At 43.6% G+C, this 15,589-nt stretch carries 12 protein-coding genes; 2 read left to right on the top strand and 10 right to left on the bottom strand.

The genetic code is table 11. The features are described 5' to 3' along the window. Positions 1-8: 8 nt before the first annotated feature. From ACH0BF_RS04000 to ACH0BF_RS04035, 8 genes are all read right to left on the bottom strand, one after another. Positions 9-2,039, bottom strand: coding sequence for a sigma 54-interacting transcriptional regulator (locus ACH0BF_RS04000; protein WP_406908894.1), 2,031 nt, complete (start codon positions 2,037-2,039; stop codon positions 9-11). Positions 2,040-2,484: 445 nt separating this feature from the next. Next, entirely contained in the window at positions 2,485-3,645 is a 1,161-nt protein-coding gene (locus tag ACH0BF_RS04005; protein WP_406908895.1) for a glycerate kinase family protein, read from the bottom strand. 165 nt (positions 3,646-3,810) lie between these two features. Next, on the bottom strand, positions 3,811-5,646 hold the full coding sequence (locus tag ACH0BF_RS04010; protein ID WP_406908896.1) for a sigma-54-dependent Fis family transcriptional regulator: 1,836 nt from the start codon (positions 5,644-5,646) through the stop codon (positions 3,811-3,813). 244 nt (positions 5,647-5,890) lie between these two features. Next, positions 5,891-7,270, bottom strand: a complete 1,380-nt coding sequence (gene lpdA / locus ACH0BF_RS04015) for a dihydrolipoyl dehydrogenase (protein ID WP_406908897.1) — start codon at positions 7,268-7,270, stop codon at positions 5,891-5,893. A gap of 16 nt (positions 7,271-7,286) precedes the next feature. Beyond that, a complete protein-coding gene (locus ACH0BF_RS04020; RefSeq protein ID WP_406908898.1) occupies positions 7,287-8,507 on the bottom strand; it encodes a dihydrolipoamide acetyltransferase family protein in 1,221 nt (406 codons plus the stop codon). A 28-nt stretch (positions 8,508-8,535) separates the two neighbouring features. Continuing rightward, positions 8,536-9,567: an alpha-ketoacid dehydrogenase subunit beta gene (locus ACH0BF_RS04025; protein ID WP_120035009.1), complete on the bottom strand. Its 1,032-nt coding sequence runs from the start codon at positions 9,565-9,567 to the stop codon at positions 8,536-8,538. 24 nt (positions 9,568-9,591) lie between these two features. Then, positions 9,592-10,584: a thiamine pyrophosphate-dependent dehydrogenase E1 component subunit alpha gene (locus ACH0BF_RS04030; RefSeq protein ID WP_340852169.1), complete on the bottom strand. Its 993-nt coding sequence runs from the start codon at positions 10,582-10,584 to the stop codon at positions 9,592-9,594. 173 nt (positions 10,585-10,757) lie between these two features. Beyond that, positions 10,758-11,039, bottom strand: a complete 282-nt coding sequence (locus tag ACH0BF_RS04035; protein WP_120035013.1) for a hypothetical protein — start codon at positions 11,037-11,039, stop codon at positions 10,758-10,760. A gap of 319 nt (positions 11,040-11,358) precedes the next feature. On the opposite strand from ACH0BF_RS04035, the gene ACH0BF_RS04040 reads away from it, so the two are divergent. Further along, positions 11,359-12,468: a mandelate racemase/muconate lactonizing enzyme family protein gene (locus tag ACH0BF_RS04040; protein WP_340852167.1), complete on the top strand. Its 1,110-nt coding sequence runs from the start codon at positions 11,359-11,361 to the stop codon at positions 12,466-12,468. A 40-nt stretch (positions 12,469-12,508) separates the two neighbouring features. After that, positions 12,509-13,588 carry a M20 peptidase aminoacylase family protein gene (locus tag ACH0BF_RS04045; RefSeq protein WP_340856326.1) on the top strand — a complete coding sequence of 360 codons (1,080 nt, stop codon included), beginning with the start codon at positions 12,509-12,511 and terminating at the stop codon, positions 13,586-13,588. A gap of 113 nt (positions 13,589-13,701) precedes the next feature. On the opposite strand, the gene ACH0BF_RS04050 is transcribed toward ACH0BF_RS04045, so the two are convergent. Both ACH0BF_RS04050 and ACH0BF_RS04055 read right to left on the bottom strand, forming a co-directional pair. Next, positions 13,702-14,466 (bottom strand): 3D domain-containing protein, encoded by a 765-nt coding sequence (locus tag ACH0BF_RS04050; RefSeq protein WP_120035015.1) that lies wholly within the window; start codon positions 14,464-14,466, stop codon positions 13,702-13,704. A 509-nt stretch (positions 14,467-14,975) separates the two neighbouring features. After that, positions 14,976-15,533, bottom strand: coding sequence for a 3D domain-containing protein (locus ACH0BF_RS04055; RefSeq protein ID WP_120035018.1), 558 nt, complete (start codon positions 15,531-15,533; stop codon positions 14,976-14,978). Between the last annotated feature and the right edge of the window lie 56 nt (positions 15,534-15,589).

Below are 15,589 nucleotides of genomic sequence, written 5' to 3' on the forward strand. Positions count from 1 at the left end.
TGTCTCCTTCATTTCGATGCTTTTTTCATTCTCCGGCTGACTGTCGATGCGCTGACTCCCAATGCATCTGACGCTCTGGCCGCTGTTTTGTATTTTCCAAGAGCAAGTCGTATTAACTGGTCTTCCACTTCCTGAACTGCTTCTTTCAGCGGCATAATTCCACGAACCGTTAAATGCCCCTGCTCTTCCGATTCACTGTCCCAGACAGCTCGAAACACGTCGTCACCGGAGATGACTTCTTGCCTTCCGATGACTACAAGCCTTTCCATCACATTTTGCAATTCTCGAATATTTCCTGGCCATTGATAACTTTCCAGCAGCTGCAAACCTTCTCTTGATAATTTTTTCTCTTTTTTATATGTTTCATTTAATCTTTCAAGAAAAGAAAGGGAAAGCGGTGCAATATCTTCCTTTCGTTTTCTAAGCGGTGGAATTTGTAATGGCACAACGTGCAAACGGTAAAATAAATCCTCACGAAACTTTTGAGCGGCAACCATTTTTCTTAAGTTTCTATTCGTTGCCGCCAGTACACGAACATCTACTTTGATCGGTGTAAGGCCGCCAACGCGAACAACTTCACGTTCTTGCAAGACCCGTAGAAGCTTTACCTGCATATGAAGCGGAATCTCAGAAACTTCATCAAGAAAAATAGTCCCGCCGTCAGCCGCTTCAAATAGTCCTTTCTTTTTATCTACAGCGCTTGTAAATGCGCCTTTTTCATGACCAAACAATTCACTTTCTAGCAGATTCTCAGGAATGGCGCCACAATTAATAGTGACAAAAGGTGCTTCTGCACGCCGGCTATAAAAATGAATATGGCTAGCAACCACCTCTTTTCCAGCGCCCGATTCCCCGGTAATCAAAACCGTTGACTCCGTTTCTGCTATTTCCTTTATCTTTTTCACCAGCTCGGCCATTTCTTGAGAACGGTACACTAGCTTTTTCGTTAAATCGGGTGTAAGCTGGTTTTCACTTTCCATGTTCTGTTTTTCTGAAATTTCCTCCGTACTCACATCACGGGAAAGAACGATAATTTTTTCTAACTTTCCCTTCTTCAAAACTGGAGCAGCAGTCGATAAAATCTTTACATTCCTTCGGCTAGTTTGTGTCATGCTAATTCTTTGCTTCTCTTTCAGGCAGTGATCTACAATATTAGGCTCAAACAGCCCTTCTACTTCTAACTCGTATATATTTTTTCCAATCAAATCATCTTTTGAATAAGGCCGCCAAAAATTCTCAAGGAAAGCACCCGCTATGTTGGAGATTTCCCCAGACGGCCGTATAGCCATGATTTGTTCGTTGGATGCCGCGTAAATCGTCTGAAGCTCTTCCGTCAGCTCACGAACAAACTCCAACCCGCTCACTGCTTTTTCCAAATGTTCCTGCAAATAAAACACATGGACAATTCCCTCTATTTGTCCTTCATGATATACAGGGGAAAAGTGGCCGGTCATTTTCTTAAAGTTAAAAGAACTGTCAACACCAAATTTCTTCTCACCTGCCAAAACATTTTCCATTTCCACATCAGCAGCGATAATTTTTTTATAATTTCTTCCCGCAAGGATCGAGCGGGACAATCCTAAAATCTGGCCGGCCGTTTCATTCATAAAATTCACTTCAAACTGCTGATTCGTTGTAATAATTCCAATTTCTGCGCTGTTCAGGCTATGATTTAAAATTTCTAGCTGCAGCTGGGCAAGCTGGTTTTTAGCTTCCTCAATAGTAATATAACCGACTGCCTGTTTTTGCTCATCGACCCCGGCGACAATATGGCAGTTGTGACAAAACTCTACCCACCCTGTCTCACGGACAAGAAGCAAATCCTTTTCGTATTCAATCGGCTGGTTTAATGATTCAGCCCCCTTTACTTGTTTCATTAAATCGCCGAGGGTAAGATAGCCGACTAGTTCTTCTTTTTCATAGACAAATGCCGTGTGGCTCTCTTCCCGCGCAAGCAAGCTGATGGCACCCTGTACTGTAGCTTCGCTTGATAGGCCAGGTGGCAAAGGCAATAAAATCTCCTGCCATCTCCATCTCATAGTCACTGAACCCCTTTCCATTGAATCAACGGGAAAAGAACTTTCTACCTGGCAAACAAACGATTCAAAAAGTTGAATACGTTTACATCTGCTTTTATATAAGCAATTATCGTGCCAAATAGAAGTTATTCTAAAAATAAATGAAAAATTCAGAAAAGAGCGCCTCTTTTCCTTGCTGTTTCAGCTCTTCGCTTTTCCCTCTACCTGCAACAGTATTCGACAGTTATATTTAAAACCCCTTTTCTGTTCTTGCAAAGCTGCAATCATTATTGCAGTTTTGCAAGAACTCTGTATTACTTCAAATTAAAAGTAGAAGCCTATTTGTAAAATAAATATCCAAAACTGAAGATTATGCTTTTTAATATAGAAATGCCGCCGGAATCAGACGGAGGCAAACGGCTATTCTTGCAAACTTGAAATACGCAGTGCCCAGGCGGTGCACTGCCTATGAAGAGCTGTCACAGGAGGCGTTTCTTGCTCGCTTTGAAGAATACAAACGAAGAAGCTGTTCGGCTGTTTGACTCGCTTGGTAAGCAGCTACTCCAGGATTCATAGCCTGTTCAACAGTCAAGCAGTCTGACTGAATTGAAAAGATGCCGTCAAAGTATGGATGAAGTGATGCTACATCTTTTCCAAGCCTGCCAGCAAGAGCAATAACAGGTTTATTGTGCAGTTTTGCAAGCTTTGCTACACCAACAGGGACCTTCCCAAGCAAACTCTGTCCATCAAGACTTCCTTCCCCTGTAACGACTAAATCAGCCTTCTTAATGTCTGACTCCAGCCCAACCAACTGGATAACCATTTCAACGCCTGATATAATTTCACCGCCAAGTGCGGCAGCTACAGCCCCACCAATTCCACCGGCTGCTCCGCTTCCTTTTACCTTCTGTACATCGGTCCCGTAAGCTTGCTGAAACAAACAGGCGACCCTTTGCAAGGCTTGATCCAACCGCTCCACCTCCTGCTCGTTTGCTCCCTTTTGCCGGGCAAATACAAAAGCGGCTCCCTCTCGTCCATAAAACGGATTCATCACATCGCTTGCTGCCAAAAATCGCGTTTCCCGTATTGCTGGATGAATCTGTTTATCGCAAAACGAATGAATGGACAGCAATGGATTGCCAGCTTTCCTTATTTCATTGTTGCGGTGATCGTATAACTTCCAGCCGAGTGCCTGAAGCATTCCAAGACCACCATCATTTGTGGCACTGCCGCCGAGCGAGATAATAATCTGGCGGTATCCCTCATCGAGCGCTGCCTTAATCTGTTCACCCAATCCATACGTATTGACAGCCATCGGAGATCGCTCTGTTTCTGCTAGAAGCGTTAAACCGCTGCTTTCCGCGCATTCAATTAAAGCAGTGGGTTCCCCCTCATATTTCATAGTGAGATAAGAAGCTTCCGCGGATCGCATGAGCGGATCGCAAACCATTAGTTTTCGCAGCGTGCCGGGTAATACCGCTATCGTTCCTTCACCGCCATCTGCCATTGGCACAATCTTTATCTCCGCGTGTGGAATAGCCTTTTCCACTCCAGCTGCCATCGCTTTCCCAACAGCTGCGGCTGAAAGCGACCCTTTAAACGAATCCGGTGCAATAACAATATTCATATTCAACCTTCTTTCAGCACTTTTTCTTTATTTATTTTAGCGGACGAATAGGGAAATTCCTTTATCCTGGCCATAAGTCTATTTACCTTCCTCTCTTCACTACTATCATTTCTCTCGGCTGCTACTTGTCCACAAAAAAGAGCAGGAGGTTTTCCTGCCAACTTGTTAAAGGTGATATTTTTGCATGCGCCTGTAAAATGTACTTCTCGGCATATTCAACAGTTTTGCTGCTTGAGAGACATTCCCTTGCGTTTTCTGCAGTGCCTCAATCATTAAATCTTTTTGGATGTTTTCCCGTGCGTTTAGCTTGTGTGTCTCTTTCTGGATAGGAAAACAATGAACATCTGTCACAAAAAATTTATCTAATACGTGGTAATTTTCCGCTCCAAGATAAGGGAATGAAATGCGTAAACGATCCAATACATTGAACAGCTCCCGAATATTTCCCGGCCAGTCGTATTGTTTTAGCCTTTCTATATATTCTTCTGGCATCTGAACATTCCAGTCATTTTGCTTACAATAATAGTGGACTAAATACGGAATGTCTTCCTTTCTTTCCCGTAATGGAGGAACATAAATCGGGTACACATGAAGACGATAATATAAATCCTTTCGGAATTTCCCTTCTTCTACAAGTTGACTGAGATTCCAATGGGTAGCTGTGATGATACGAACATCCAATTCAATTTCTTTCGTCCCTCCCACCGGTGTTATTCTTCTTTCTTGGAGAACGCGTAATAGCTTCACCTGCATAGCCGGTGAAATTTCGCCGATCTCGTCCAAAAAAATTGTACCGTTATTTGCCTGCTCAAATTTTCCTTTATGGCCTTGCCGCTTTGCTCCGGTGAAAGCACCTTCTACATAACCAAACAATTCACTTTCTATTAATTCAGCTGGAAGCGCGCCGCAATTTAAAGCAATAAAAGGCCCATTTTTTCTCTTGCTATTAAAATGAATTGCTCGAGCGATGATTTCTTTTCCTGTACCTGTTTCTCCCGAAATATAGACACTGGCTTCTGTTGGGGCCACTCTCTTAACATCATCCAGTGTTCGTTGGAAAGAAGAACTCGTGCCAATAGTGCCTTCAAAATAAAAAGGCTTAGAGGTTAATGTCCAGCTCGAAGAAAGCTCGTCCACTTTCTTTATATGCAGACAAGTACCGATACATGTTGTCTGATCGCTTGCTAGAATAGAAGACTCCATTTCTACTTTCATGCCGTACTTGAGCAGCTCTTTTCTATCCATTCCTTTATAGTTAGGAATGTGCTGTCGTAAATCCTCACTGACGGCAACTACCTTCTCTCTTTCATTACAAACGACTACCGACTGGCTGCTCTCCAGTAAATGCGTACATCGATTAATTAATTCGATTTCTTTTTTGTGGGCTTGGACATTTAACTCCTTCTCCGCTTCCTGGGCAAGCGAAGCAACCATGCCAAGCATAAATGGATGGGCTCGATCCACTGGACAGGATACATCAATTACACCAAGCAATTCGCCTTCACATGAATGAATTGGAGCCGCTGCACAACTCCAGTTATGAGAAGCAATGGAATAATGCTCTGAACCGCTGACCATAATCGCTTCACTTGTTTGTAGAGCCGTGCCAATCGCATTTGTTCCGACTTCCTCTTCCGTCCAACGTACCCCTTCAACAAAATTAATCCTCCTGGCTTCATGCAGAACCTTCTTATTTCCAGTGATTGATAACACATACCCTGAAGGATCAATCAATAGTACGATTGCTTCTAATTCGATCATCATCTTATCAATTCTTTTCAAAGTTGGCAAAACAGCTTGGAGAAGCAAGGAGTTTTTTTCTTTTTGCTGTTTAAATAAATCACTCGTCAAAAAATGCTCGCCTTTTTTTAAGTAAGGATTCACCTGCTGGCTTTTGCAGCGATGCCAGGATTCAATAATTCGTTTACTAATACGGGAGGGATCCAGTACTCCTTCATTAACAAAGCGTTTCCATGTACTCAAATAACAGACGGATTGCATTCTAATATCCCCCTTAAATCATTCATTTAGTACACCTGAAAAGCTTATTCATATGTATGCTTGAGGACAGTTTCTTTTGTGAGATTAGATGAATAGACTGATGAACAGCGGCAGGAGAAAAGAAGCTAATAATTACTTTCCCCATTATAAAATAGATAGAAAATTTAGGCAATTATCATTTTCTACTAAAAAAAGACAAAAAACTTCATGCGAAACACTTTCGCATGAAGTTACAACGCTCTCTTCAAATGTGTATGGCCTGACCGACCGTACAGGATATCGCTTCATAAATTGCTTCTGATAAGCTGGGATGTGCAGCTATAACCCAGTCTAAGCTATCTGCTGTCATCTCTCCATGAAGCATAACGGCCCCTTGTCCAATCAGCTCTGTGGCATATGGTCCAACAATCGACAGACCAACAATTTCATTGTATTCAGGCTCGATAAGCACTTTGACTTTTCCGGCTGCTTGATTAAGAATCACTGACTTTCCGTTCGCCATAAATGGAAACTCGCCTATTTTTATATCGCCATACTCCACACGCGCCTGCTTTTCGGTTAACCCGACGCTCGCTATTTCGGGAGAGGTATAAATACAGCGGGGGACAGCTCGATAGTTCGCGTCTATAGACTCTCCGCAAGCATTCACTGCCGCTACTGTCCCTTCGTGAAAAGCTACATGGGCAAGCTGAATTCCTCCAATAATATCTCCGCAAGCGTAAATATGAGGTATATTTGTTTCCATCCGGCTGTTCACTTCAATACCATGTTTAGAATGGAAGATTCCGCCTTTGTCTAACCCTAAATTTTCTACCCGCGGTTTTCTTCCGACGGCCACCAATACTCGTTCCGCGGCCAGCTTTTCAACCCCTTGATTCGTCTCTATTATCACTTCTCTTGTACTGGCATTTACCTCTTTGACAGCACTGGAGGTATAGACAGTCACCCCATCTGCCTGCAGCTTTGCCTGAAAAATTGCAGCAATATCTGCATCTTCACCCGGCAACAGTTGATCAGTCATCTCAACAACTGTTACTTTGGCTCCCATTCGGCTATAAATACTGGCAAACTCACAGCCGATCACTCCTCCACCAATAATCACCAACGTGGACGGAATAACAGGAAGCGATATCGCTTGTCTGCTGTGAATGATCCACTCACCGTCAAATGGCGCAAAAGGCAAAGAAACAGGCTCTGAACCAGCTGCAATAATAAACTTGTCCGCCGAAACAGTCTTTTCTCCTTCTGTCGTTGCCACTAATAAGCTATATGCGTCTCTAAAACGAGCTTGCCCATTCATGACCGTAATTTTATTTTTCGTTACTAAATGCTTTACGCCCGCCACTAACGTCCGGATCATTTTTTCTTTTCGCAGCTGCACATATGCCCAGTCCACTTCTGCATGAGCGGATAACGAACGAATGCCAAACTCCTCTGCCTGCTTCACTTTTTCAAACATATCCGCACTTTCTAATAGTGCCTTTGTTGGCATACATCCTTCATTTAAACATACGCCGCCTAAAGGACCCTCATCAATGAGGGTGACTTGCCAGCCTTGCCGGGCGGCAGTAATTGCCGCCACATACCCTGCAGGCCCGCCACCGATAATTGCAATGGTTGTCATATAATCTACCTTCCTTCTAAAGCAACATTATAAACGGATCTTCCAGCAGCTGTTTAATCGTTTGTAAAAAAGCAGCAGCAGGTGCTCCGTCCAATACCCGGTGATCAAATGTCAGGCTAAGAGGCAGCAAGCTTCTGCGCTCCACTTTTTCCCCTCTAAAAACGGCCGCATCCTCCACGGCCCCGACACCAAGAATACCGGCTTCAGGCGGATTTAAAATCGGCGTAAAGTATTCGACTCCATAAGTCCCGAGGTTGCTAATTGTAAAAGTAGAACCTATCATTTCATCCTGACTCAGCCCCCCTTGACGCGCACGCTGAGCGGCTTGTTTGATTTTTTTAGCCAACTGGATTAGCGAATCGTTTTGCGCCTCTTGAACAACTGGCACTACAAGTCCTTTTTCCAATGCAACAGCTATACCGAGATGAATCGATTCAAATACATGAATGTGATCATCTATGTAAGCACTGTTCATTTGCGGATGCTTTTGCAGCGCGAGTACAACGGCCCGAGCCACAAGGTCATTCATTGAGAGCTTTGTGTCAAAATGGGATTGAACGGTCTCTGCCAGTTGTGTACGCAGTTTTACAGCATCAGTTACATCCACTTTTGTTGTCATTGTTAATTGTGCACTGTCTTTTAAGCTGTCGTGCATGCGTTTAGCAATCACTTTGCGCATGCCCATCACTGGTGTTTTATGTGCTTCGTTAGCGACTTTACTCTCTTTTTGCTCGATTGCTTGGGGAACTCCCACATAGGAGATTGCTTTTTCTATATCTTCTTTTATAATTCTCCCGCCCGGTCCTGATCCTTCCAACAGCTTGTAGTCAATACCGGCTTTCTCTGCCATCTTGCGGGCAACAGGTGAAATTTTTACCCGGTTTTTTGTATTTACTTTAGAAAGTGAAGCAGCCTTCTCTGACTCAGCAACTGTGGCGGCAATCTCTTTTTCGGCTTTCTCTTCTTCAGCAGAAACCTTTGCTTCCGGCACTTTCTCGTTTGGCTGGCCAATGTAGCCAATGACCGTTCCAGGAGGGACTCCCTGTCCCTCCTGCACGGTAATCTCCAACATGCTTCCAGCTGCTGGCGCTTCGAGCTCCATTTCAATCTTCTCCGAGTTAATGCTGGCAATCAGTTCGCCCTTTTCTACCACATCTCCCACTTGCTTGTTCCAAATAGAAACCGTTCCTTCCTTCATCGCCATCCCTAATTTTGGCATGATCACTTCTACAGCCATGTAACCCCTTCCTTTCTTCTTTATTTGCTTATACGCTGAGAGAAGCTTCTCCTAAAAGTTCCGAAACAACCTTTATCACTTTCTCAGGCGTAGGAAGATATATATCTTCTAAAGGAGGAGAAAATGGGACTGGTGTATGCGGTGCAGTTATGCGTTTAATTGGTGCATCCAGCGCATCAAACCCTTTATCCGCAACCATTGCTGCAATGTCCGTCGCTACGTTGCAGCGCGGGTTCGCTTCATCAATAATAACGAGGCGATTCGTTTTTGCAACAGAAGAAAGAATGGTTTCTTCATCTAATGGCGATAAGCTGCGCGGGTCTACTACTTCTACTTCTATTCCCTGGCTGGCAAGACGATCAGCAGCTTCCAAAGCGGTATTCACTTGCTTTCCAATACCGACAATGGTCAAATCAGAACCTGCCCGCTTGATATCTGCTTTTCCAATTGGAAGGGTGTAATACTCTTCCGGCACTTCTCCGGTCACGTTATAAAGGGTTTTGTCCTCGAAGAAGATGACGGGGTCATTGTCTTCAATGGCCGCAAGCAGCAACCCCTTCGCATCATAAGGGGTAGAAGGGACAACCACTTTCAACCCAGGAACGCTCGTGAATAGCGCATACAGGCTTTGCGAGTGTTGAGCAGCTGCACGAAAGCCTGCTCCATGCATCGTACGCACTGTCACAGGAACCTGCGCTTTTCCGCCAAACATATAGCGGAATTTTGCCCCCTGATTTAATACTTCGTCGAGACAGCTGCCGATAAAATCATTAAACATCAGCTCAGCAATCGGCCGCAGCCCTGTAGAAGCGGCTGCCATCGCCGCACCCATATAGCCTGCTTCGGCGATCGGCGTATCTAAAATCCGTTCCCTTCCAAACTCCTGGACGAGCCCTTTTGTAACACCGAGCACACCGCCCCATGCGTCTTCATCCTGCAAATGATCCACTTCTGCTCCTCCAGCAACATCCTCCCCCATTAAAATGACATTCTCATCTTTCCTCATTGCTAGTGTGATTGCTTCATTAATTGCTTCCGACATGCTTATTGATCTCGCCATATTGATCTCTCCTTATTTAAAAAGTTAATAGGATACATAAACATCTGTCAGTAACTCGGATGCTTCCGGATATGGGCTTTCCTCACTAAATTGCACGGCTCGTTGAATCGCTTTCTCAACGGATTCTTCAAGGGAGGCTAACTCGTTTTCACCTAAAATTTGTCGGGTTAATAAATGCTTTTTAAATTGAATAATGGCATCCTTCTCCTGCTTATGCTCTTTCTTCTCTTGTTCTGCCTTGTATGTTTGGGCATCTCCCTCGAAATGTCCATAATTACGATAAGTCATACATTCAATTAGCGTTGGCCCTTCTCCACGGCGAGCTCTTTGTATCGCTTCTTCAGCCGCCTGGTAAACGGCAAGGACATCTTTTCCATCCACACGAACTCCCGGAATGCCATAGGCAGTTGCTCGGTCTGCAATCGTTTGGCAGCTCGATGCATATTCGAATGGCGTTGCCTCCGCATAACCGTTATTTTCAGCAATAAAAACAACAGGAAGCTTCCAAATCGCCGCCAAATTGATTCCTTCGTGGAACGTCCCATGGTTATTCGCCCCGTCCCCAAAGAAACAGACACTGACCCTGTCTGTCTTTTTATATTTCGCTGTTAAAGCAGCACCGCATGCAAGCGGGAACCCTCCGCCAACAATGCCGTTTGCCCCGAGCATCCCTTTATTTAAATCAGCGATATGCATCGATCCGCCTTTTCCCTTGCACAATCCTGTTGCTTTTCCGTATATTTCAGCCATCATGCCATCGAGGTCGCAGCCCTTTGCAATACAATGGCCATGCCCGCGATGAGTGCTCGTAATTGTGTCTTTATCATCTAGATGAGCGCAGACACCGACCGCCACTGCTTCCTCACCGGCATACAAATGAACGAAACCCGGTAAAATTCCTTGCGCAAACAATTCATGGACTTTATCCTCGAACTGGCGAATCTCTAGCATCTTCTGATACATCCATCGGGCCTTATCTTGCGTCAATGTAACTCCTTTGTTCTGCAGCACTTCCATGGTTAACAGCCTCCTATCATTTGCTTTCTCCTATTACTTATTGCAAATGCTATGCCAAGCTTCAAAGCGCATAGAAACAGTCTTTCGCAAATAAAAAAAGAGACAAAGTGAGACAGTTGTCCCACTTTGTCTCGCTTTGTCTCTTTTTTTATTACTTGTCCATTCCACACTCGTTACTTTCCTCTGAAGGCATTTGTGATAAGAACAAGCGCGGTAATCCAGTGCATGATCATCCCTACAAATGGAATCCAGCCAATAACAGAAGTAATAATACCGAGAATGCTACCTGTTAAACTTCTGCCGGCATTTAAGGCAATAAGTAAAGTGATGATATGCAGGATGGCCATGAAACCGAGCGGCGCCCAGGCATGTCCCATAATAAAAAAACCACCGATAACAGGAATGCCCAGAAAGGCTTCCATGCCGCCCGTTACCCATTTCATTGCATTCGTCATATATGTCTCCCCTTTTTACGATTGCTTATAATTTACTTACGAATGATCAGGAAAAAAGTTTCACAGCAAATTAGCTTTTTGACAAAATCAGCAAAAGAGAGAAAACTTCTTTAAAGCCGAATGCTCAGTAAGATAACAACGAAAGCTGGTTTTGTAAATATCGACCAAGATAAGCAGGCTCACTTCTCTGCTCGACTCTTTTTATATGAAGAAAAAATTTAAATACTGCGGATATGAAAGCATGCTGTCTTGGAAAGTCTCTTCTCAATCAATTTTTTCACTTATACTGATATATATACATACAAAGGAGAGAGCAAGAATGAATATTACAAAAGCAGAAATTTTCGGCATTCATTTGCCGCTAAAAACACCTTTCATTATTTCTTACGCTACCTTTCACCATATGCCGTCTATCATTGTTAAATTAGAAACTGATAATGGGCTCATCGGCTGGGGTGAAGCAGTGCCCGATGAACATGTAACGGGCGAAAGCTTTTACAGCTGCATTGAAATTCTGCGCCATGTTCTTTTGCCAGTGGTGCTGGGGGAACATCCCTTCCAAATCGAGCATATCCATCATAAGATGAATCAAGCGATCACTGCCAACCCGGCTGCAAAAGCAGCAATTGACATTGCTTGCTACGATTTAATGGGTAAGGCGGCTGGATTACCTGTGTACGATTTGCTCGGCGGAAAAAGTCATAAAAAATTGACTTATCCAAAAGTATTAAGTATCGAAGAGCCGGAAGTAATGGCAGACAAAGCGCGGGCAGCCATTGAAGCCGGTTTTCAATCATTAAAGCTGAAAGTCGGCATGGATAGACAAATGGATGTTAAGCGAATTCAGGCAGTCCGAGAAGCAGTCGGATGGAACATTCCAATCCGGGTAGATGTCAATCAAGGTTGGCATACGTATGCGGTGGCTATTCAGGCGATGAAGCAGCTTGAGCCTTTGCAGCTTGCCTGGATTGAACAGCCGATCCGTCTCGGCGACATTGAGGGGCTAGCACACATCAAGCGGCAATGCACCATTCCACTCATGGCGGATGAATCTATTCAAAATGGCGAACAACTAATAGAGATGATTAAAAAAGACGCCGTTGATAAGATTAATATCAAACTAATGAAATGCGGCGGCATCTTTCCAGCGGTCCACATAGCAAAAGCGGCTGAATACGCTGGAATTGACTGCCAAATCGGCTCCATGGTCGAATCATCGATTGGATCAGCAGCCGGCTACCACGCTGCGATTTCAAGAAAAAATATTACAAGTACAGAATTAACTGGCCCGCTGCTATTTAGCAAGGACATTGGCGACCTCACGTACGAAGTGCCTTTTGTTCACTTGAACAATAAACCAGGCCTTGGACTTGTGATCAATGAATCTGCATTAGAAGAATTAACCGTCTCTCGAGCGACAATAAAATAAGAAAGGAGGATCGTTCGTGAAAAAGACAGACAGCCAGTTGATGAATATTTTTCAGCATCTGCATACACACCCGGAAATCAGCTGGAAAGAAACAGAAACAACGGCGTATATCACCGAATTGCTAAAGAAAGAAGGAATCTTTGTCTCCCTGTTTGACGATTGTACGGGCTTGATTGCTGAACTCGGAAACGGAAAACCCATCGTTGCCGTCCGTGCAGATATAGATGCGCTCTGGCAGGAAGTTGATGGTATCTTCCAGGCGAATCATTCATGCGGCCATGACGCTCATATGTCTATCGTTATCGGCACCATTCTGCAATTAAAAAATCAAGTAACAAACGGCACAGTCCGCTTTATTTTTCAGCCTGCCGAAGAAACCGGCAGCGGCGCCTTAAAAATGGTTGAAAAGGGCATTGTTGATGATGTGGATTATTTGTTTGGCATCCATTTACGTCCTATTGAAGAACTGCCCTTCGGCAAAGTCACCCCTTCTGTTCATCATGGCGCCGTCACTTTTTTAACCGGAAAAATAATAGGAGATGATGCACACGGTGCTCGACCTCATCAGGGAACAAATGCAATTGACATTATTTCTGTTATAAACGAACAGCTAAAGTTAGTTCATTTCTCCCCTTTTGAACCGTATTCTGTCAAAATGACCTATGTGGAAGCCGGAGGCCAAAGCTTGAATATTATTCCTGGTACTGCGAAATTTGGGCTTGATGTGCGCGCTCAGAAAAACTCAGTCTTGTTGGACATGCAGAAAATAATTGAAAAGAAAATTCATCAGCTAAGCCATCTTTTCGAGGTGAAAATTGAGACAGAGTGGCTCGACTTTACCCCGGGAGCAGAAGTAGACACAGAAGCGGAAGAATTGCTTCGTCAAAGTATTCTTGACTATGGAGGCCGGGAAATGCTGGCAGATCCACTTATCACATCGGGAAGTGATGATTTTCATTTTTACACCATTAAGCGCCCAAAGATAAAAGCATCTATGATGGGAATTGGAGCTGACTTAAAACCCGGGCTGCACCATCCCAAAATGTCCTTTGACCCGCGTGCCATTCAAATTGGCGCCGATATACTAGCCAGTGCTGTTTTAAATGCGTTAAAAAAATAAACAAAAAAGCCGGCTGCTAAAAGTATTTAGCAGCCGGCCCTTTTCTTTTATACCCGATCGGCTTTCTAGCTCAGAAAAATTATTTAGTCAAGCTCGGTTGGATGGATCTTTTTTTAATTTAGGATTGTTACATTTACTGTACGGCGGCCCCAGTTAACAGCTTGAGACTCCGTTGGCACATGGATATCGATGCGATTTCCTTTAATCGCTCCGCCAGTATCACCAGCGACAGCTGTACCGTATCCTTCAACATGTACTTTTGATCCTAGCGGGATTACGTTAGGATCAACCGCAATGACTTTTGCATTTGGATTCGCATTTAAGTTAATGCCTGTTGCTGTAACGCCTGAGCAGCCAGCACATTTTGCTGTATAGGCTGTGGCTGAAACAGAAATAGTTTTACCGCTTTGTGGTGCTTGTTGAGCCGCTGCCGGCTCTGCAGCTGCTTTAGTTGCTGCTGGTCTAGAAGTCGATACTCCTTTTACCTGTCCGGAAAGAGAAAGTTTGTCACCTGCATAAATTCTATCAGAGGACAAGCCATTGATCGCTTTTAAAGATTGTACAGATAGTCCATTTCTAGAAGCGATTTTGGCTAGTGTGTCTCCAGGTTGAACAGTGTATGTACCGTTTCCATTGGACGCTGCAGAAGCTTTTGGAGCAGCGCTGCCGCCTACTTCCAATCTTTGATTAGGAAAAATTAAATCAGATGATAAGTTATTAGAAGATTTTAATTGTTGAACAGTTGTATTATTTTTTTGAGAAATGCCCCATAATGTATCTCCATTTTTTACTGTATATGTTTGTGCTGATGCAGCTGTTCCGAAAAGACCTCCGCCGATCACTGTAGTAGCTGCAAGTGCGATAATTTGTTTTTTCATGATAGAAAAACCTCCTGATTGTTCTAGCACGCGGTAACTTCCCAGTTTAGGTTTCCAATTAAAAGGGAAAATAAGAAACAACCGCCTGCAAGAAGCTTTTTTAAAAAGTAAAGTGTCCAGTGGCACTACTAATGGCAATAAACAATTTTTATTTATATAAACAGTTCGGTCAATCACCCGATGACCCGCTGACGAAATTCATTGTATCACGCCAAAGCATGTAATGATTTTAAGAAGCCATTACGCTTTCCCGCTTTATATAACGTTCTTGTTACAAAAAGATACTTTATGCATACTTGTAACTTCGATGAAATAAATAAGACAATTCCTGCAAGCCCTAGAACATGTTTTTTCTCTTGTTGGATAAAATCACTGTGGTATTTGGTTGTTGATTTTCGCTTCAGGCGGACCTTTCCGCTCTAATCAGCTATTGAACAAACAACCTTCAACAGGCCTTAGATAAAAAAAAGAAACCCATAAAGTGGATTTCTTTTTTTCTTACAATCTATTTATTTCAAAATCTGTACTTTTACTGTCCGTACTCCCCAACGCTTTGCTTGTGTTTTATTCGGAACATGAACGTCGATTTTGTTTCCTTTAATGGCGCCGCCTTTATCACCAGCAACGGCTTGGCCGTATCCCTCTACGTATACTTTCGTCCCAAGCGGGATAACTTTTGGATCGACGGCAATGACTTTTGCATTTGGGTTTTTCTTTAAGTTGATGCCTGTTGCTGTAACACCTGAACAGCCTTTGCATGAAGCCGTATAAGCTGTTGATCTCACAGTCAGTACCTTGGCGGCTTTGACGGCCTGTGGTTTGCTTGCTGCCGGCTTAGCGTCAGCTTTCTTAGTTGTATTTTGAAGGACCAATTTTTGGCCAACTTTGATGTTTTCTGATTTTAAATTGTTCCATTGTTTTAATTGATTAACAGTCGTCTTATACTCTCGTGCAATGCTCCATAAGGTATCTCCTCTTTGTACTGTGTGACTCACTGAAGCTGCTTCTACAGCAGATGTGCTGAATAGTACGCAAGCAAGAACCAAAGACATAATAGCTTTTCTCACGAATGAAAGACCCCCTTGTTTTTCTGTAACATGTGCCTCATTCTATCATGGAATTA

This window comes from Pseudobacillus sp. 179-B 2D1 NHS, assembly GCF_045370945.1.
GTDB lineage: Bacteria > Bacillota > Bacilli > Bacillales > Domibacillaceae > Pseudobacillus.

What these genes read in the sequence shown, in the direction of transcription:
- ACH0BF_RS04000 (WP_406908894.1), bottom strand. Translation starts at nt 2,039, where the DNA reads ATGAGATGGAGATGGCAGGAGATTTTATTGCCTTTGCCACCTGGCCTA.
- ACH0BF_RS04005 (WP_406908895.1), bottom strand. Translation starts at nt 3,645, where the DNA reads ATGAATATTGTTATTGCACCGGATTCGTTTAAAGGGTCGCTTTCAGCC.
- ACH0BF_RS04010 (WP_406908896.1), bottom strand. Translation starts at nt 5,646, where the DNA reads ATGCAATCCGTCTGTTATTTGAGTACATGGAAACGCTTTGTTAATGAA.
- lpdA (WP_406908897.1), bottom strand. Translation starts at nt 7,270, where the DNA reads ATGACAACCATTGCAATTATCGGTGGCGGGCCTGCAGGGTATGTGGCG.
- ACH0BF_RS04020 (WP_406908898.1), bottom strand. Translation starts at nt 8,507, where the DNA reads ATGGCTGTAGAAGTGATCATGCCAAAATTAGGGATGGCGATGAAGGAA.
- ACH0BF_RS04025 (WP_120035009.1), bottom strand. Translation starts at nt 9,567, where the DNA reads ATGGCGAGATCAATAAGCATGTCGGAAGCAATTAATGAAGCAATCACA.
- ACH0BF_RS04030 (WP_340852169.1), bottom strand. Translation starts at nt 10,584, where the DNA reads ATGGAAGTGCTGCAGAACAAAGGAGTTACATTGACGCAAGATAAGGCC.
- ACH0BF_RS04035 (WP_120035013.1), bottom strand. Translation starts at nt 11,039, where the DNA reads ATGACGAATGCAATGAAATGGGTAACGGGCGGCATGGAAGCCTTTCTG.
- ACH0BF_RS04040 (WP_340852167.1), top strand. Translation starts at nt 11,359, where the DNA reads ATGAATATTACAAAAGCAGAAATTTTCGGCATTCATTTGCCGCTAAAA.
- ACH0BF_RS04045 (WP_340856326.1), top strand. Translation starts at nt 12,509, where the DNA reads ATGAATATTTTTCAGCATCTGCATACACACCCGGAAATCAGCTGGAAA.
- ACH0BF_RS04050 (WP_120035015.1), bottom strand. Translation starts at nt 14,466, where the DNA reads ATGAAAAAACAAATTATCGCACTTGCAGCTACTACAGTGATCGGCGGA.